Genomic DNA, 17,992 nt, shown 5'->3' on the forward strand with positions numbered 1-17,992 from the left:
TCGATCCGACCAAGATCATTCAGCTAGTACTCTACTCGTCTAGTTGACGGGCTAATAGAGAAGAAACCATCCCCCTCATCCGTCTTTAGCTAAGCGAAGAATCACGTGTCAGCGGTGGCTTATCGAGGCTACTTTTCGAGAGGAATGAGGAGGAGAAGTCTGTGCACAACCCTCGCTCCTCATCGAGAATCATGCGTCGGCTCACTACGCTTTTTCCATCTGAGTTCCTCGAAGAGCACGCCGAGGAACTCGGCGTGGTCGAACGTGAGGGCAAGCTTCAGGTACCAGTCCTCGTGTGGGCGCTCGTGTTCGGCTTCGCCGCAGGCGAAAGCCGAACACTCGCTGGCTTCAGACGCAGTTACAACTCGACAGCTGACGAGACGATCTCTCCCGGCGGCTTCTACCAACGGTTGACGCCATCACTCGTAGAGTACCTCCGCGACCTCGTCGAGCGGGGTCTCGACGAGGTCGCTGTTCCCGACGCTGTTGACGCTGATATCGACCGATTCAGGGACGTGATGATCGCTGATGGAACGGTGTTGCGGTTGCACGAGTTTCTCTCTGATGAGTTCCAAGCTCGCCACGAGGAGCAGGCTGGAGCGAAGCTCCACCTGCTCCACAACGCCACCGACCAGACGATTGAACAGATCGATGTGACTGATGAGAAAACGCACGACAGCGCGCTGTTCAAGACAGGATCGTGGCTGCAAGGACGACTGGTTCTGTTTGATCGAGCGTACTTCAAATACCGTCGCTTTGCGTTGATCGACGAGAACGCCGGCTACTTTGTGAGTCGGCTGAAGCAGAACGCAAACCCGGTGATAACGGCGGAATTACGGGAATGGCGCGGCCGCGCCATTCCCTTGGAGGGCAAGCAGATCCACGATGTGGTCGATGATCTCTCGCGGAAGTACATTGACGTAGAGGTCGGAGCCGAGTTCAAGCGGGGTCAGTACGAGGGAACTCAATCGCTGGATACGAAGCGGTTCCGCGTCGTCGGCGTCCGAATCGCGGACGCCGACGACTACCATCTCTACATCACGAATCTCCCGAGAGAGGAGTTCCTGCCGGCGGATCTAGCAACGGTGTATCGGTGTCGATGGGAGGTAGAAACGCTGCTCCGTGAATTGAAGACGCAGTACGAGCTAGACGAGTTCGACACGAGCAACCCGGATGTCGTGAAAATTCTGCTGTACGCAGCGTTGCTGTCGCTGTTGGTGAGCCGTGATCTGTTGGATCTGGTCACCGAGCAAGCCGATGATGAGATCGTGTTCCCGCCAGAACGCTGGGCGGCGACCTTCCGGTCGCACGCCCAGCTCATCCTCCACGAACTCGGTGAATTCCTTGGCTACTCACCACCACCGCTGTTGGAGCGGTTGATCGAAGATGCACAGAAGATCCATCAACAACGACCGATCTTACAGGAGACGCTCGCTACCGCTACGCAACCGAGGTGTAAGTCTTAGCTAAAGACGAATGCCTCGATCCTGCTGCGAAGGACAGCCTCTACGATGACTCAATCTTTTTTCCACCGTACGACGCACACGGACTCCGTGACATCCTCTCTCGCCGTGCGAGTAAGGCGTTCCGGGACACGTCACTAGTGTACGAGACACCTGCCGGCGAAGAATTCGAGATCAGCGCCAATCTTGACGACAACGACGATAACTCGCTTGCCGACAGTTTCGAGGCTATCGATGCTGACCGGAGCGAGTGTACGCTCTTGCGTATCCACTCGAACGTACTATCTGAAGACGTGATTCCGCTCTGTGCTGCGTACGCTGCACAGGACAAGGGGAGTGCCCGCCAAGCAATCAAGTATCTCCGAAAAGCTGCCGCCATCGCCGAATCTGAGGGTGATTCCCGTGTCGGAGAAGAACACGTCCGAACCGCTCAGGGTGAGGCTGAGCGAGAACTAATCATAGAGGGCATGGAACAACTCACGACACAGGGCCACCTCGCGCTGGCAGCGGTGACAATTCTCGAACTCGGGGGCCACTCCGAGATTCGGACACGTGACGTCTACGACATCTACAAGTCGCTATCAGATCACATCGACGCCGACCGACTAGCCCAGCGACGGATGCGCGACCACCTTATCGAACTCGATATGCTGAGTATCATTCGTGCACGGAAATCTGCCTCCGGATCTGTGGGCGGCGAGGCATATACATTCGAACTTCGCGTTGAGCCATCGACGGCTATCGACGTGCTTGAGGCCGTTTCCCGGTTCGAATCCGTCGACTTCGACGATTTAGCAAAGGAGTGGCTGAACGAACAACAGACGCTAGGGTAGCAGTCGCTGTTCAGATATCGGTAGTCATCTGTGCTATGGTGCCGTCTCCTGTGACAGTTTCGCGCTCACTGGTACTCCCTCGTCCTACGGGGAGTCACAAAATTCTCTGAGACGACACGTTCGGCTCTAGCCGTGAACTTCACTGGGAGTGAGTCCTGCCCGGTATTCCACCCTGTCTCGCTCGTGTTGGCTCCGGTACGCGAGCGTCTGTCCGTTCTCGTACTCAACGACAATCGCATCCTCAAGGCCATTCACAGTCGCTCTCGAACCGTCAGCAGCCCAGACGAGGTCCATCGGTTCCGCTGTTAGCGGGCTCCGGTCTGTCTCCACGGTCGGCCACACACCCCGCGATTTCCAGTATGACCGGATGTGCCGCAAGCTCTGTTGAACCGTCTCCCGTATCGAGAGGTGGTCCGCACTCGCGTAGCCGTGTGGCGAAAAATACTCGCCGTGAAGCGCCGCCAGATGAATCCCGTTCCAGTCGACGCCAACGATATCGGCTGGTTCTTCACCGGTCACACGCGGCTGTGTTAGCTCCTCAATCACTGGATACTGCTTCGTCGGACTCGCTCCCAGCAGCTGCACTCGCTGTCCCCGCCAGTCCACAATATTCGTGTACTCGTCGGCTGTCTGGTCGGAGTAGCCCATCGGGTAGCCTAAGACAATGTCGTCGTCGATCACGTCGATTGCGTCGCGGCACTTCGGGACGATGATAACCTCTGTCCCCGGAAACTTTCGTTTCAGCTCCCGTGCGGCTTGGTTGTACCGGCGCGCCTCCTGTCGGTCGTATGCATCGCCAAGCATCCCGACCGATGGCTCGCATCGCTCGAAGCGCTCAATGTACCGGTCCAAGTCAGGATTCCGAAAGTCGTTGTCTAGAATCTCAATCGGGACGTCGACGTTCCGCAGTTTGGACTGGTAGGTGTAGTCCTCGCGAACGCCGACAGCAAACCCAAGCCGGTAAGCATCAATTACGAACGGTTCCCGGTGAAGGAACCCGATGTACTCAGCCTGCTGTGCATCGCCGACAGCCGCCGCTGACCAAGAGTGTCGCGCCTCAGAAGGCATGAATAACACCGAGCGCGCCCACCGGCGCGCCCAGCTGGCAGGCGCGGCACAAAACGACCCCGCGACTTAAATACGGAGACGGGAAGAAATGTCGAGAAGAATGAAGGAAAGGGGTTACAGCTCTACCATCAATATTATTTTGTTTCTATGAACTCACGAGCTCTGCGGGTACCCAACTCTCGCAATTCGTTAATGAAATCAGGACCTCTGTCAACCTTTGTCGAGCAGTGGTACTGTTTGCCCATCTGAATCCGGTGAACATCAGTCTTTGTGAACTCTTCAGCAGGGAGCTTCCCGTTCTCAACCCATTCATTGACCTGCTCAATGAAGCCAAGTTCCTGATTGAGGGAGATGTTGCCCGACAATTCGTTGCGCCGGTCTGCGATGACCTCGCTCGTTGTCGGTTCGCCTTCGAACGTCTGTGGGTTGACTTGGATGACCCAGAGTTCCTCGGGCTTGCGGTCGGGCGAGAGATTCATCAGGTCGCCCACCGGTGGATTCTGCGAAAACAGGCCGTCCCAGTGGTAGTGGCCGTTGATTTTGACCGCTTCGAACATGTTAGGCACGGCCGCGGAGGCGAGTACCGCTTCGACTGTCACGTCCTCGTTGACGAATGTCTCGAAAACGCCGGCGTTGACGTTGACGGTGCCGACGACCAGTTCCGGCGTGTCTCGCTGGCAGATATCAGGGATTTCCTCGAAATCGATATGGCGTTCGAGAATGGTCCTGATGCGCTGTTTGCCGACTTCCGGTATCGGAATCTGAGACGGGCTGACGCTTGGAATGGCGAATCCGGCACTGTCCATCCGAGAGATGTTCGTCACTAGCGTGTTCATCCACCGGTCCTGTGCACCGCTGACGGTGATATCGTCCCAGATACTGTCCAGTAACTCCACCGCCGCTTCCGGGCCACCAGTGAGGAGTCCGTACCACGTCGCAAGAGCGTTGAACGCGCCGCCGGAGGTCCCGCTGATGCCGACGAGGTCGTAGCTCTCATCGTCCCACTCTGATAGTATCTCCTGCAGGACACCCGCGGTAAACGCCGTGTGGCTCCCGCCGCCCTGACAGGCGATGGCGACGCGTGTCGGGGCTGTGTCATCACTCATACGTGTTCACGTACCCACCGTCGAACAGCAGGTCCCCGCCGCTGAGATGCTTGGCGTGGCTGGAGAAGCCGAATATAAGGAGGTTCGCCACCTCCGCCGGTGTCATCATCTCTTTCGTCCGGGCCTGGCCCAACATTACGTCCTCGATGACCTCGCGTTTCGAGAGACCGCGTTCCTCGGCTGTGTCCTCGATTTGATTGACCATCAGCGGCGTGAGTACGTAGCCAACGCTGACCGAGAAGCCCCGAAGCGTCCCCTCGCCCTCGGCAGCGATGGCACGTGTCAGTCCCGTCAGGCCGTGTTTCGCCGTAATGTAGGCCGGCTTGTCCTTCGTCGCGTAGTGGCCGTGAACCGAGGACATGTTCGCTATCGCACCGACGCCGTCGTCGGTGTCCTCAATGTGCGGCATGGCTGCCTGGGCCATCTTGAACGGTGACCGGAGCATGATATCCAGCAGGAGGTCGTACTTCTCCATCGGGAACTCAGCAATGCTGGCAATGTGTTGCATCCCCGCGATGTTGGCCACGAACCGCAGGGATCCCTCCTCGGCTGCTGCTTCGACGACCGCCTCAACATCGTCGTCGTCAGTCAGGTCTGTTTCGACACCGTGGAAGGCCCCATCGGCGTCAAACGATTGGATGCGGTCGCCGGTCGCTTCGAGACCGTCTTCGTCGATATCGGCCCCGACGACGGTGAGGCCGTTCGCGGCCAGACTCACCGCGGTCGCACGACCGATACCGGAGGCAGCACCGGTGACGATAGCGACGTTGTCCCTCGAAAAATACGGATCGTCTATGTACAGGAAGTCGTCTGGAGTCAGTTCGGGGGCAGTCAGATCCATTTCAGCCTCAGACATTGGCGTTCACGTCATAACTAACGAACCGGGAAACGCATAACTGCATCTCACGTTCAGGTAACGCACTCGCGGCGGTATCGATTCGCTTGCGAGAAGTAGATTACTTATAGGTTAGCGAGATACTATACGTTAGGCGGTAGTATTTAGAAACGTAACCAAGCGAGGTACATACCCGATGTCCACGAAATCAAGCGATACCCACGACCGATTCCCTACGACGGGTCCAGCAACCGACGATTACGACCGGTACACGTCCGTGAAGGTCGACGGCGACGTGATACTCTACGACGAAGACCACGAAGACGCCTGGATTCAGTCGGCCACGACGCTCGCCCTGGAAGATTGGCGGTAATACCCCGTCGAACCATCCGAGAAACCGTATTTTCCTGCTAACGCAAATGTGACCGCTATGGTTCCGATCTCCGTCCACTAGGCGTGACCTGATACACCCGTTTTCGGGCGTCGTATATACAAGCTTGTGCAGTCACGAGCCCCGCGTCTGTCAGCTGATCGAGCGCGCCTCGGACCGTTCGCCGCGGCATCAGCGTCTCGGTCGCCAATTGTTTCTGCGTCAGTCCTCCCTCGTTGGCGAGCGTCATGAAGACGAGTTTCGCGCTGGGCGGACACGCGCGCAGTCGTTCGGCGTGGGTGTCTGAGAGTGTGTCCGGTCGCATTATTAGACGAGGAGTTCGAGTGCGAGGACGATTGCACCGACGATTCCGAAGACGACGCCAAGGCCCGTTTCCATCAGATCACTCGGGATGTACTTCCCGACGCGGGTTCCGATAGCGCCGCCGACAAGCACACCGGGAATCGACCACGCGACGACATACCAGACCGGCGTAGCCGTAAGCGCGTGGACGAGCGCCCCGGCAATAGCGGTCACCCCGAGGACGAACACGCTGGTTGCGACAGCGACGCGTGGTGGGACCCGACACCGGACGATGAGCTGGGTCGTCACAATTTCGGGGAGACCGGCGCTAATGAGGCCGGTAATAAATCCGCCGACCGTCGACAATGCCACACCTGGCGTCCGCCAGCAGGTGTCGTACGTGAACGTCTCGCCGTCCGTGGCCTCGACCGTAGTCGTGCCACGGCCGGTGTTTTTCGCTTTCAGGTACTCCCCCTCACACTCACCGGGTTCGCAGTTTTCGGGGGCCTCGTAGTAGACGAGGAACCCACCGAGTAGGAGCAAGCCTGCGCCGAATATGAGCTTCAGAATCGTCGGATCGACATAGTGGGCCGCGAACGCGCCGACGATGATGGCCGGCACTGACCCCAGCAGGAGCCACTTCGCCGTCTGGAAGTCAACGACCTGCTGTTTTACATAGGAGCGCAGACCGTTCCCCATTCCGAACACCTCCGTCAGGAGGCCAGCGCCAATGGCCTGTGACGGTGTGAGACCGACAACGAGCATGAAAAACGGGCTAAAAAACAGCGCCCCGGAGACACCGGACGACAGGGCCACCGTCGCAAAAACGACTGACGCGGGAAACACCCACCAGTGAGCGAGGAACTGTGCCATCGGAAACCCGCTGACTGGCGGGAGCTGCCCCGAGACAACAGCCATCGCTCCGGCCCCAATGATGCTGAGGGCGATGAACCGATTTCCGGAGACTGGCACCTCCATCAATATCAGGCGAACAACGTCGCGATAGTTTCGTCGTCGGGCGTCCAGCCGACGAACCCCCCACCCTCGAACGGGAGTTCGACCGCGGCCACGTAGTTACACAGGCCGACGTAAAAATCCACAATGAGCCCGATGGCAACGATCTCTGCCGGCGTGTATGCTCTTTCGAGTGCCGAATGAATCTGATCAGTCACGTCGCCGGTCGCGACCGCTTCGGCGTACTGGAGCAGGACGAATTCCTCGTCGGAAAAGCCCGAAAGATCTCCGCCACCAATGGCCCGCATCTCCTCGGTCGTCACGTCCTTGTCGCGAGCGATGTCGACGTGCTGGTGCCACTCGTACCGGGCCCCGCGTGCGCGGGAGACGGCGAGGATGACTAGTTCCTTCTTGCGGGGGGTCAACTGGTCGTACAACGTGTTCAGGTACTCCAGCGTGGCTTCGAGGATTTCGGGGTTGTGCGCCCATACTCGGAAGATGTGTCTGTCCCCGAGGTAGTCATCTGTGAACAGGTAATGGTACTCGTCGGGGATCTCGTCCAGTTCGAGGAGGTCGAGTCGCGTCATGAGTGGTGCAACGAGCGACGGTTCAATAACGGTAGCTCACCCGAGCGTAACGAGGTATGGCGGCTGTGAAGGGCGAGCCACCCGGCAGTGGCGGAACTCAAAACCGGCCCTCCGCCGACTCGTCGGGCGCGTGAAGATTCGCCTTGCCCCACTGTTCCATCGCCGAGATTATCGGTTCCAGGTCGGCCCCGCGCTCGGTCAGGGAGTACTCGACGCGGAACGGCTGGTCGTTGATGACTGTCCGCTCGACAAGTCCCTTCTCCTGTAAGTCTTCAAGGCTGTCCGAGAGGACTTTGCTCGACACACCGTCGACGTGATCCTCCAGTTTGCTGAACCCTGTCGGCCCGTTGTGCAGCAGTCGGTGGACGATGACGGGATGCCACTTGCGGCAGATGAGCGTGGCCGTCGACGTGACCGGACACCAGTCCTCGCCGGCACACCATACCGCCATCTGCTCGGGTGAATCACTCATACATAGTGCGTTGGAGCGCCGGTTACTAATAGTTACCCACGGTAATCGGATAACTGAACATTACCAGAAAGGCAGCGATGGCCCATTCCTCACTTCGGGCTATCGTTCGTCCCCGGAATCCCACGGCCATCGTAGAACTCGCCACCCCACTGGCCGATCCAGATATCCTGGTTCGCGAGGTATAGCGCGCCCTCGGTATCGAACAACCGATCGATGACGGTCCATTCGTCCGCCTCGGTGTCGTACTCGATTTCGGCGTTGTACACCGCGGCCTGACCGAACTCGCCACCGGCCTCTGCGGGCAGTGGTAGCGTGTGTTCAGCTGACTCACTCCGGGACTGCGGTCGCTCGGCACGCTGGAGGCGCCCGCGGTTGAACGTCTGGTTGAAGTAGCGGGCGTAGATGGACTTGACATCCATACCCAAGACCGCATCGGCGGCGTTGACGCCGCCGGTTACGTCGCCCGCGTCACGGGCCGTGATGGCGTAGGTCGAATCGTCCGGCCCTGACGCGAACGTACCGGCGTCCTCGTCCCAGAGTTCATCAATCATATATCCAAGCACATCCCCGGCGGTGTCGGTGTAGTCGACACCATTGAGTTCGGAGGCCCAGACGAGGCCCTGGCCCACCACGCCCTGGGTCGCGGCTTGGTTCGCCGCACCGTTCTCCACCATGCCGTTGCCCGCGAGCGAACTCTCGACGGCGTCGCCAAGGTCGGTGGCGTAGGACGCGGCTTGGTCGGCCATTTCGTCGCTCCCAGCGTGGGTACCGTACCAGGCGATCGCTCCGAGCATCTGGCCGAGGTCGCGTGTAGAGCCCATCTCGACGATGTCCGCCGGAGCGAACAGCGACATCGTTGTTTCGGCCAGCCCATCGGTGAGTTGCTGTATCTTCTTCGGGGGAATGAGGGGCTCCGGGTTCTCGTAACCGAACCAGCCGCCCTTGGCGAGGCTGGTCATGTCTGACATAAACCACAGCATCGCCGAGTGATGGTTCGGGCGGGCAGTGTCGTCGACGACTTTGCCTTTCGCGGGTCGGAACCCGGAAATCAACTCCATGCTCTCGCCTTTCGTCAGCGCACCGTTGCCCTCCGGCCCGCCGCCGATGAGCGTCGCGTTGATACCAATCTGTGCCAACGTCGACAGCACCTCTGAGCGGAACTCCGCTGCGAGGCTGTCCGGCAAAATATCAAAGTGGTTCTCGAAGTTCTTCGCCCAAGTGACGCCCTTGAGGTGGGTCCAGCCAGCCGAGGACGGGCTGACGACGCCCGATGATTTGGACTTGTCCCAAGCAAGTGTCGCTGCGTCCGGGCGGCCGTTCTCACCTGAGAGGACCGGTTGCTCGGTGAAGGATGGGTCACCCTCGGTGAACGCCGCCATGTTCAGGTTCGGGTTCTTCACCGGTGGTTTGTCCGTGTTCGCAGCCTCCAGCATCGCTGGGAATCGCTCGTCGAACGCCTGCTGTTGCTCCTCGTTGTGGGGGAACAGCACACCGTTCCCGCTCATGGCGATGTTCGTGCTCATGTTGTACAGCGAGTACCAGTAAGAGTCCCACGTCGCGTCGCTCCATTCGTAAGCCGCTGTTTCCTGGCCATCTGTTTCTGTCTCGCTGTCGCCGCCACCAGACGTGTCAGTGCTATCTATTTCAGCCGTCTCCGGCGTTTCCGCACCGCCGTCTTCGCCCCCGCTGCAGCCGGCAAGGGCGGTCAGTCCGAGGGTCGCTCCGTAGGTCAGTATCGAACGCCTGTCGTGACTCGTCATACTGGTGTCGAGTCGGGACTACTGTCTCAACCCCGTGTTACCTGTGTGTTATTAAGACGCGTGCCCAACAGAATTATATACGAAAACCAGTCATTTATTGAACAGCTCAGCAAGTCCCCGCTCGGGGTTAAAAATCAGGCCTCTGTCGATGAACTGTCGAATTCCGCCGGGAGGTGCGCAGATATTTGGGCCGTCTGGCAGAGCGCCTGGCGGGTGGTTCGCTCATCGACGGCGTGGGCGGTTTCGGTTCCGAGCGCGAACTCCACGGTTGAGAGGCCGTCGTTTCGGAGCGCCTTGGCGTCCCCGCCGCCGGTCGCGCTCCGGGCGAACGTCCGCTCGCCGGTGACCGCCTCACTCACGGTCTGGACAGCCTCGACCAGTGGCCGCCCTGGGAGTTCGTATGTTCCCTCGCTCCAATCGGTGGACTGTATCTCGACGCCCTGTCGCTCGGCCACGAACGCACGGATTCGCTCCAGCACTGACGCCGTCGGGACGCTCGCCGTGAGGCGGATGTCGATGTCCGCCGTAGCCACCGTCGGTGCACTGTTTACCGCCTCCCCATCGTGCATTGTCCCCAGATTCACGGTGGGGTGCTGGAGCATGGACCTGGCCGCATCCTCGCCCACAGTCGGCGCGTAGTAGGCGACCGACTCGGTGAGTATCCGTTCGACGGTGGGGTGCAGGTCGAACTCGACGGCCTGGAGCTCCGATCGGAGGCTGTCAACGGTGTCGTACAGCCGGTCGTGGCGTTCACGCCGAGCATCGGCCGCGACCCGTGTGCACCTTCGCCCGTCGCAGCGAGCGTGAGCCAGATGCTTCCCTTGTCGGCGACGGCGACCGACGGCCGGGCGGACGTGCCAGTCATCTCGCCGATGAGACACGCCGACGGTGATGACGGAAACGTGTCCAGACCATCCCGGAGTGTCTCGCCGCCACTCGTCTCCTCGTCGCTGCTGAATACGAACCCGAGCGGCACCGCTGGGGTGGTGTCAGTCTCGGCAACGGCCCGGACGACCGCCAGCATCGCGGCGACCGCCCCCTTCATGTCCGTCGCCCTGCGACCATAGATTTCGCTGCCGTCCCGCTCGCCTAGCGGACCGCGTGTCTAGGCCTCGCGGCTGAACGGGACCGTGTCGATGTGACCGTTGAACACTAGCTCCGGCGCTGGCTGCTCCGGGAACCACGCAACGAGCCCGGGGTCGGCCGACGCTGCGCTGAGTCGTTCTGTTTCGAGCCCGGCCTTTGTCACCACCGTCTCGATGTACTCGATTATCTCCGTCGTCGCTCTAGGGGGATTCTGCGTATCAAACGCGAGCAGGTCCAGCGTCGTCTCGACGACGCGCTCGCAGTTGGCCTCGACTTGTGCTGGGAGCGATGGCTGTGACATGAAAAAGCTCGACTGTGATTGCCGGTGTTACAGCGGAATGTACGTGACAGTCGCGCCCAGCACGACGCCGTAGACCAGATAGAAGAACGCGAACATCCCGACCATCTTCGGCTCTGGCTCCATCGCGAGGACGATGCGCATCCAGAATATCGCACCAACCACGGTCAGTGCCAGCCCATAGATGACGGCCCACAGCAGGCTCGTGGTCAGTACCCCGGCCCCAACGCCGAGACCCAGCGCCGTCACGCCGACAGCGAATGCGCCGCCAGCACCAATGCCGTACAGCATGTGTAACACCATCCCCTGCATCATGTACGACTCGGGCCCCTCGTCACCCACGTATTTCGCCCACAGCGCCGCCGTGGGCGGTGGAGAGTCGTCTCCGAGTCCCATCATGAACATCGTCATGACAATCGTAGCAACCAGTCCGCCGACCAATCCGCTGAGTATGCTTACCATATGTATCGTGTTGTTCCGCAACGGCCTTCGGGTTACGTCTGGTAACCCTGTTTCTGTTGGTGAGTAATAAACCGGTTGTAACCGGACCGACAGTCGGTTTCGGTGAGGTAACCCGCTATTGCCAGACAAACCATCCAAATCTGGTCGTAGCCAAGCGGTTATTTGGCTACTCCCGCTAATCGAGGTATGGATATGCAGGACGTGCTGCCGCGGGACGCAATTCCGGGCATCGACAACCCCACCTTCGACACGAGCTACTTCGGGGACCCGGACGACGAGGTCATCGTCGTCGAGGCCGACCCGCCGCGGGCGTATCCGGTCAGAGTGCTCAGCTACCACGAAATCGTCAACGACGTGCTCGAAGCGACTGAGAGTTCGGGGGACGACGAGCGCCCAGTCGCGGTAACATGGTGTCCCATCTGTGCCAGCGCCGTCGTCTACGATCGGACGGTCGATGGACAGACGCTGACGTTCGGTACCTCGGGCAAACTAGCCGACGACGCGCTGGTGATGTATGACCGCGAGATGGAATCGGAGTGGAAGCAACCGCTCGGCAGGGCCATCAGCGGCCCACTCGACGGCCGGGAACTGTCCGTGGTGCCGTCGTCTATACTGACCTGGGCGCAGTTCCGGACGGCGTACCCCGATGGAGTCGTCTTGCAACCAGTTCACGGCGGCCCGGACGATGCCCGCGGGAACTCGCCGCGCGAGGCCTACGACATGACTCCGTATGACCGGTACGACGCCGACCCCGAGTTCGGCCTCCGCGCGATGCGCGGGGAGGGACCACAGCGCACCTGGGACCGTACAGACATAGACGCGAAGACGACAGTCATCGGCATCGTCCACGGGGATGACGCCGTTGCATACCCGGTCCTGCAGATTCGGGCGGCCGAGGGCGTGATAACAGATACCGTTGGCGGCCTAGAGATCGTGGTCGTCGCCAGTTCGGACACGGCGATGCGCGCCTTTGAGAACCCGGGCTACGAGTTCGAACTGCGTGACGAGACACTGTACGGCGACGGAGTAACCTGGGACCTCCCGACAGGACAGAGCAACGACGGCCGCCACCTGGCCCGGGTTCCCTCACGACGGCTGTACGCCTTCGCTTGGCAAGACGACCACGGCACAGAGAGTTTCTACAGCCTCAACTGAACAGATCGCTTGCTGCCGACTGAGAGAGTGCTTCAGCCCTGTGCGGTCGCGACCAGCGACACGTAGCTGATGTCGCCGGCCTCGACGGCGGCTTCGATGGCCTCGATTGCCGATAGTGCCCGCTGACCGCGTTCGCCCATCATGCCGAGCAGCCCTTCGTAATCCACACGGTCGGTCACCCAGTCCTGCATCGCGAGGAGGTCGTCGTGGTGGTCCGCTGTGTCCGCGACTGTGAACCCCGCGGCTTCGACGCGGCCAGTCAGCCGGTCGCGGCTTCGTGCGCCGGTGAGACAGAGCGCATCGGCGGCGGCATCGGGTACGTCCGGTCTGTCGCCATCGACGACGACATCCGAAAGAGCGAGACGGCCGCCGTCCGCGAGTACGCGGTTGGCCTCCGTCAGTGCCGCGTCGAGGTCAGTGAGACAGAGGACGCACTCGGCTAGCAGGACATCGACACTGCCACCTTTGATGGGGAGGGCCATTGCGTCACCCTGTACGGCTCGGTCGGTACTCGGTTTCGGGTCGATGCCGAGGGCGTCTGCGCCGCGGTCCCGGGCCACCGAGAGCGCGTCGCCAGCGCCACAGCCGACGTCCAGCAGCCGCGTCTCCGGGCCGACACCAGCCCGGTCGAGCAACGCTGCCGTCGCCTCGGTCCCGCCCGGGTGGAGCGGCCCCGCAAGCATGGTGTCGAGCATCCCCCACGGGTTCGAGAGTGCGGCGTCCAGCAGCCCCGCCATCACTCGCCCCCACAGTCGTCCGGCGTGCAGCCGCCGTCCGTGGCCGTGCCGTCGCCCTGATAGCCCGCAGCCGAGTCGGCGGCGGGGCGGTCCCCGTCGACGGTGTTCCGGCCGCCCCAGTCGTTCCGGTTCCGGAGAGCGTACTCGCCGGCCTCTGTCGTCATGTTGTAGCCACAGAAGGGCACCAGGTCACCGTCGGTCGTCGGCACCGAGATGCAGCAGTTACTCAGCCGATTCACGTCGGCCGCGTCGGCGTCCATGAATCCCGTGAACGAGACGGGTACAACCTCGTCAAACAGGCCTTCGACGCCGCCGGGCACGTCGACGCCACAACAGCCGGCGGTCTTGCAGGCCCACTCCTCGCCGGCGGCGGTGCCGGCCAGTAGCTCCATGTAATCCCCCTCGTCGACCATCCCCGAGAGCATGTCCCAGAGCTGGTCGTCGACGTACTGGGTGAGCGGGACGAACGATTCGGCCTCCGAGCTGGAGTCGCCACAGCAACAGTCAGCCGTACCGTCCAAGTCGTCGGCACCGCAGCCCGCTGCAGCCGCCGCATCCGTGTCTTCCGGGATGAACGCCGTCCCGATCTGGCAGTACGCCGAACAGCAGGGCGCGGGCAGCATGTCTCGCGGATCGAGATCGTCCATCTGCTCAGCCAGCAGCCGCGTGGCGTCGTCAATGGTGAAGCGGCCGTCATTCGAGGCGTAGCGGCCGAAGTGGGCGACCGGCTGGAAGTTCACCGACCTAATCACGTCTCTGTTGTCGAGCGCGAACCGGACGATGTCACCCATCTCGTGGTCGTTCACGTCGGGAACCACTGTCGGGACGAGCACGACGGGCAGATCCGCCTCGCGGCAGGCGTCGATGGCTGCGTACTTTTCGTCGACGAGGTCGACCTCACGTATCTGCTCGTAGGTCTCGCTCGTCAGGCCGTCGAACTGGAGATAGACCGCGGTGACGCCGGCGTCGGCGAGTCGCTGGGCGTAGCCCTCCTCGGTCGCCAGCCGAATCCCGTTCGTGTTCACCTCGACGTGGTCGATACCCCTGTCCCTGGCGCGTTCGACCAGTTCGGGGAGGTCGTCCCGGACCGTGGGTTCGCCGCCGGAGAACTGTATCGGCCGGCCGCCCGCGTCTTCGACGGTGTCCAGCAGTGCTTCGATTTCCTTGGTCGAGCGATGCGCACCACCGGGCCCCGAGCTCGCGAAACAGTACGAACACGAGAGGTTGCAGTCGTCGGTGACCTCTACGACGGCGAGACAGGCGTGGTCGTCGTCGACCGCCAGGTCGCCGCCGTCGTACTCCGGGTCCGGGCCGAAGTCGGCGGCCCAGTCCCAGTGGTCGAAGGAGCCCCAGACCTTCCGGCTGGTCGTCCCGTGGTCAGCGCATTCCCGAGTCAGGAACACGCCGCCGTCCTGTTCCTCATACTGGCCGGGGACCTGTTCGAGGCAGTCAGGACAGAGGCTCGTCGTCGTCGCGAGGGTGTCACTGTCATTCATACTCAGGGGGAGGAGTGAATTTCAATAAGCGTACCGGGGTTGTGCATCGGAGCGACAGAGCGGTGTGTCGGTCGTGGCCCATCGACTTTCGCTGAGACGTGTCCGACCTGCCAGCCCGCGCAACCCTTTTTCGGGGTGCTCCCCGAGCCATTGTATGGCAGGCCAGACTGCGGCGACCGATCCGGCGGACGACCTCGACACGTCGCCGACCACCCTCGCCCAGGACCTGCTGGTCGCCTGCAAGCGTGGCGACCCGACACAGAGATTGCGGGCGGCGCTCGCCGCGCTCAACGATGGCGACCTCCGACCACTACGAACGGACCGCCGGACTGCGCTCGCGTTCTGGCTCAACTGCTACAACGCCGGGACGCAGTTGCTCCTCGCCGAAGAGCCTGCACTGTACGACAGTTCGCTTCGCTTCGTCCGGTTTTTCTGGGCGCCTGCGATTACGGTCGCGGGCACCTCGTTGAGTCTCAACCGCATCGAGAACGGCCTGCTTCGCGGCGGCCGCTCGCAGTACGGCCTCGGCTACCTGCCGAAACTGTTAGTCACGACGTTCGAACACCGCCACCGGTTGCCAGACTGTGACCCGCGGATTCACTTCGCGCTGAACTGCGGCGCGGAGAGTTGCCCCGCTATCAGGGCGTACGACTCTGAACAAATCGACGAGCAACTGGACCTGGCGACACGGAGCTACCTAGATGCGACGGTGGCGTATGACGCCACCGAGAACGTCGTCCGCATCCCCCGCGTGTTTCGCTGGTTCCGCGGCGATTTCGGGGGAAAGGCGGGAATCCGGGCGTTCCTGCGGGAGTACGACGCGATTCCCGACGGTGCGGCGCCGAAACTCCGACACCTGTCCTGGGACTGGTCGAAAGCGTCCGGGAAGTTCGTCGAGTAGCGGGCCGTGCGGTTTAGGCCGTCCAGCCGCTACGCACTCGTATGCCAGATTCAGTCCCGGACTTCTCGCTCACGAACGTCGCCACCGGCCCGGATCCGTTCTCGCTCGCCGCGCTCCCGGACGGCGTTGAGTTCGCTGTCCTGTTTTTCCAGCGGGACCACTACTGCACGAACTGCCGAAAGCAGGTCCAGCAACTCGCTGAGCGTATCGACGACTTTCACGAGCGCGACGCCGAAGTCGTCTCTATTGTCCCGGAGCCGGTCAAGCGCGTCGAGTCCTGGCAGGAGTCCTATCACCTCCCGTTCCCGCTGCTCGCGGACCCCGACATCAAGGCGGGGGAGGCCTACGACCAGCCCGTCCGCTTTGGCATCCTCGGTCGGTTCTCGGATTTCTTCGGCCGAATGCCCGAAATCGTCATCGTCGACAGACGCGGGACGGAACCCGAAATCGCGTGGGTCCAGAAAGGCTCCTCGACGTTCGACCGACCAGATATCGACGAGATTCTGGCGGAACTCGACGCCCTCCGCACGGACTCGTAGCCGGATTCGGTCGCACAGAGCCATCGAACCGCCGGAATTTGGTTCCGGAAGCGCATTTCCGCAGACCTTTCATATTGCTGGACGGTGACGAGGGGATCATGGACGAAGTAGACTTTCTGGTTATCGGCTCAGGTTCGGGACTGGACGTGGCAAACGCCGCCGCGAACCGCGGGCAGTCGGTCGCAGTCGTCGAGAAAGGTCCCCTCGGCGGGACGTGTCTCAACCGGGGGTGTATCCCGTCGAAGATGCTGCTGTACCACGCCGACGTGCTGGAGACCATCGAGCGCGCTGGCGAGTTCGACATCGACGCCGAGGTCAACGGCGTCGACTTCGCCGACATCGTTCGCAAAGTCAACGAGGACGTGGAGTCGGACTCGGAGTCGATTCGGGAGGGGCTTCGCTCCTCGTCCCGCCACGACCTCTACGAGGGCGAGGGCCGGTTCGTGGACGACCGGACGGTCGAAGTCGTCAGCGGGCCGGACGAGGGTGCACAGATTCGGGCCGAGACGGTGCTCATCGCGGCCGGGGCACGACCCTCGATTCCGAGCATCGATGGCCTCGGGGACGTTGATTTCCTGACGAGCACAGAGGCCCTCCAACTGGAGACGCCGCCGGATCACCTCGTCGTCGTTGGCGGCGGGTACATCGCGGCCGAACTCGGCCACTTCTTTGGGACCTTCGGGAGCGACGTGACTATTATCGGTCGGCGGCCGAACCTCCTGCCCGAGGCAGACGAGGAGATAGCCGAGGCCTTCACCGAGCGGTATGCCGACCGCTTCACCGTCCACACCGGCCACGCGGCCACCGCTGTCTCGGAGAGCGACGGCACGGTCACCGTTGAGGCGAAGCCGTACGAGTACGGCGAGGACGCCGGGGTCCAAGACGAGGGTGGCGTGACAGTGACGGGTGACGAACTGCTCGTCGCCGCCGGACGGACACCAAACACGGACCTCCTAAACCTCAACGTGACGGGCGTCGAGACGGACGACCGCGGGTTCGTCGACACCGACGAGTACCTGCGGACGACCGCCGACGACATCTGGGCGCTGGGCGACATCGTCGGCGAGTACCTGTTGAAACACAGCGCGAACCACGAGGCACAGGCCATCGCCCGCAACCTCTTCGGCGACGACCTCGCACCGGTGGATTACACCGCGATGCCGTTTGCCGTCTTCGCCTCCCCCGAGGTGGCGGGCGTCGGCGCGCGCGAAGAGGAACTCCGTGCCGCCGGGCGGGAGTACGCGACACGAACGTACCAGTTCGACAAGACCGCCCGCGGGAATGCGATGAACGCCGACGGCTTCCTGAAGGCGATTATCGACCTCGACGGGGAGATACTGGGCTGTCACATCATGGGGCCGGAAGCGTCCGACCTCATCCAGGAAGTCGTCGTGGCGATGACCGCCGGCTCCGGCACGGTACAGGACATCCGCAACTCCGTCCACATCCACCCCGCGCTCTCGGAAGTCGTCCAGCGAGGATTCGCCGGACAGTTCAGTCGCGGTGACAGCGGCCACTCGCACTGAGCAGGCCACTCATCTGAACGCCACTGCGCACTTCCGACGCA

The 17,992-nt window shown here is 61.8% G+C and carries 21 protein-coding genes; 7 read left to right on the top strand and 14 right to left on the bottom strand.

Translation table 11 applies throughout. The features are described 5' to 3' along the window. Window positions 1-191 precede the first annotated feature (191 nt). Both D3D01_RS14075 and D3D01_RS14080 read left to right on the top strand, forming a co-directional pair. Window positions 192-1,466 carry an IS4 family transposase gene (locus tag D3D01_RS14075; protein WP_121512606.1) on the top strand — a complete coding sequence of 425 codons (1,275 nt, stop codon included), beginning with the start codon at window positions 192-194 and terminating at the stop codon, window positions 1,464-1,466. A gap of 137 nt (window positions 1,467-1,603) precedes the next feature. Beyond that, on the top strand, window positions 1,604-2,296 hold the full coding sequence (locus tag D3D01_RS14080; protein WP_233563369.1) for a Cdc6/Cdc18 family protein: 693 nt from the start codon (window positions 1,604-1,606) through the stop codon (window positions 2,294-2,296). A 126-nt stretch (window positions 2,297-2,422) separates the two neighbouring features. Here D3D01_RS14080 and D3D01_RS14085 read toward each other — a convergent pair whose 3' ends face one another. From D3D01_RS14085 to D3D01_RS14095, 3 genes are all read right to left on the bottom strand, one after another. After that, entirely contained in the window at window positions 2,423-3,364 is a 942-nt protein-coding gene (locus D3D01_RS14085; RefSeq protein WP_121512607.1) for a DUF6610 family protein, read from the bottom strand. Window positions 3,365-3,498: 134 nt separating this feature from the next. Next, the gene (locus D3D01_RS14090; protein ID WP_121512608.1) at window positions 3,499-4,470 is read right to left on the bottom strand and encodes a patatin-like phospholipase family protein; all 972 of its coding nucleotides are present in this window, start codon (window positions 4,468-4,470) and stop codon (window positions 3,499-3,501) included. Next, window positions 4,463-5,326 (bottom strand): SDR family oxidoreductase, encoded by an 864-nt coding sequence (locus D3D01_RS14095; RefSeq protein WP_121512609.1) that lies wholly within the window; start codon window positions 5,324-5,326, stop codon window positions 4,463-4,465. Before D3D01_RS14095 ends, D3D01_RS14090 begins: the two co-directional genes overlap by 8 nt. A gap of 175 nt (window positions 5,327-5,501) precedes the next feature. Here D3D01_RS14095 and D3D01_RS24120 point away from each other — a divergent pair, with 175 nt between their 5' ends. Then, window positions 5,502-5,678: a hypothetical protein gene (locus D3D01_RS24120; protein WP_199725399.1), complete on the top strand. Its 177-nt coding sequence runs from the start codon at window positions 5,502-5,504 to the stop codon at window positions 5,676-5,678. Window positions 5,679-5,733: 55 nt separating this feature from the next. Here the strand turns inward: D3D01_RS24120 and D3D01_RS14100 are convergent, their stop codons facing one another. The 9 genes from D3D01_RS14100 to D3D01_RS14130 form a co-directional block, all read right to left on the bottom strand. After that, window positions 5,734-6,000, bottom strand: a complete 267-nt coding sequence (locus tag D3D01_RS14100) for a MarR family transcriptional regulator (protein ID WP_121512610.1) — start codon at window positions 5,998-6,000, stop codon at window positions 5,734-5,736. A gap of 2 nt (window positions 6,001-6,002) precedes the next feature. Continuing rightward, window positions 6,003-6,956: a sulfite exporter TauE/SafE family protein gene (locus D3D01_RS14105; RefSeq protein ID WP_121512611.1), complete on the bottom strand. Its 954-nt coding sequence runs from the start codon at window positions 6,954-6,956 to the stop codon at window positions 6,003-6,005. 5 nt (window positions 6,957-6,961) lie between these two features. Further along, on the bottom strand, window positions 6,962-7,519 hold the full coding sequence (locus tag D3D01_RS14110; RefSeq protein WP_121512612.1) for a carboxymuconolactone decarboxylase family protein: 558 nt from the start codon (window positions 7,517-7,519) through the stop codon (window positions 6,962-6,964). Window positions 7,520-7,616: 97 nt separating this feature from the next. After that, window positions 7,617-7,991: a helix-turn-helix domain-containing protein gene (locus D3D01_RS14115; RefSeq protein ID WP_121512613.1), complete on the bottom strand. Its 375-nt coding sequence runs from the start codon at window positions 7,989-7,991 to the stop codon at window positions 7,617-7,619. Window positions 7,992-8,080: 89 nt separating this feature from the next. Next, a complete protein-coding gene (locus D3D01_RS14120) occupies window positions 8,081-9,751 on the bottom strand; it encodes a plasmid stabilization protein (protein ID WP_121512614.1) in 1,671 nt (556 codons plus the stop codon). Window positions 9,752-9,885: 134 nt separating this feature from the next. Further along, a complete protein-coding gene (locus tag D3D01_RS24125) occupies window positions 9,886-10,353 on the bottom strand; it encodes a peptidase dimerization domain-containing protein (protein WP_199725404.1) in 468 nt (155 codons plus the stop codon). After that, the gene (locus D3D01_RS25000) at window positions 10,332-10,796 is read right to left on the bottom strand and encodes a M20/M25/M40 family metallo-hydrolase (protein WP_199725402.1); all 465 of its coding nucleotides are present in this window, start codon (window positions 10,794-10,796) and stop codon (window positions 10,332-10,334) included. Before D3D01_RS25000 ends, D3D01_RS24125 begins: the two co-directional genes overlap by 22 nt. Before the next feature lie 60 nt (window positions 10,797-10,856). Then, on the bottom strand, window positions 10,857-11,138 hold the full coding sequence (locus D3D01_RS24135) for a hypothetical protein (RefSeq protein ID WP_199725400.1): 282 nt from the start codon (window positions 11,136-11,138) through the stop codon (window positions 10,857-10,859). A gap of 27 nt (window positions 11,139-11,165) precedes the next feature. Then, a complete protein-coding gene (locus D3D01_RS14130) occupies window positions 11,166-11,597 on the bottom strand; it encodes a hypothetical protein (RefSeq protein ID WP_121512615.1) in 432 nt (143 codons plus the stop codon). A gap of 186 nt (window positions 11,598-11,783) precedes the next feature. Between D3D01_RS14130 and D3D01_RS14135 the strand changes: the two genes are divergently transcribed. Further along, entirely contained in the window at window positions 11,784-12,752 is a 969-nt protein-coding gene (locus D3D01_RS14135) for a DUF3179 domain-containing protein (RefSeq protein ID WP_121512616.1), read from the top strand. A gap of 32 nt (window positions 12,753-12,784) precedes the next feature. Here the strand turns inward: D3D01_RS14135 and D3D01_RS14140 are convergent, their stop codons facing one another. After that, window positions 12,785-13,489, bottom strand: a complete 705-nt coding sequence (locus D3D01_RS14140) for a class I SAM-dependent methyltransferase (protein WP_121512617.1) — start codon at window positions 13,487-13,489, stop codon at window positions 12,785-12,787. Next, window positions 13,489-14,985, bottom strand: a complete 1,497-nt coding sequence (locus tag D3D01_RS14145) for a radical SAM protein (RefSeq protein ID WP_121512618.1) — start codon at window positions 14,983-14,985, stop codon at window positions 13,489-13,491. Before D3D01_RS14145 ends, D3D01_RS14140 begins: the two co-directional genes overlap by 1 nt. 154 nt (window positions 14,986-15,139) lie before the next feature. Between D3D01_RS14145 and D3D01_RS14150 the strand changes: the two genes are divergently transcribed. The 3 genes from D3D01_RS14150 (at window position 15,140) to D3D01_RS14160 (ending at window position 17,951) form a co-directional block, all read left to right on the top strand. After that, window positions 15,140-15,886, top strand: coding sequence for a DUF547 domain-containing protein (locus D3D01_RS14150; RefSeq protein WP_121512619.1), 747 nt, complete (start codon window positions 15,140-15,142; stop codon window positions 15,884-15,886). Window positions 15,887-15,927: 41 nt separating this feature from the next. Next, window positions 15,928-16,425: a peroxiredoxin gene (locus tag D3D01_RS14155; RefSeq protein WP_121512620.1), complete on the top strand. Its 498-nt coding sequence runs from the start codon at window positions 15,928-15,930 to the stop codon at window positions 16,423-16,425. Between the two features lie 98 nt (window positions 16,426-16,523). After that, window positions 16,524-17,951, top strand: coding sequence for a dihydrolipoyl dehydrogenase (locus D3D01_RS14160; protein WP_121512621.1), 1,428 nt, complete (start codon window positions 16,524-16,526; stop codon window positions 17,949-17,951). Window positions 17,952-17,992: the final 41 nt, after the last annotated feature.

The sequence above is a fragment of the Haloarcula sp. Atlit-7R genome (assembly GCF_003666065.1).
Taxonomy (GTDB): domain Archaea; phylum Halobacteriota; class Halobacteria; order Halobacteriales; family Haloarculaceae; genus Haloarcula; species Haloarcula taiwanensis.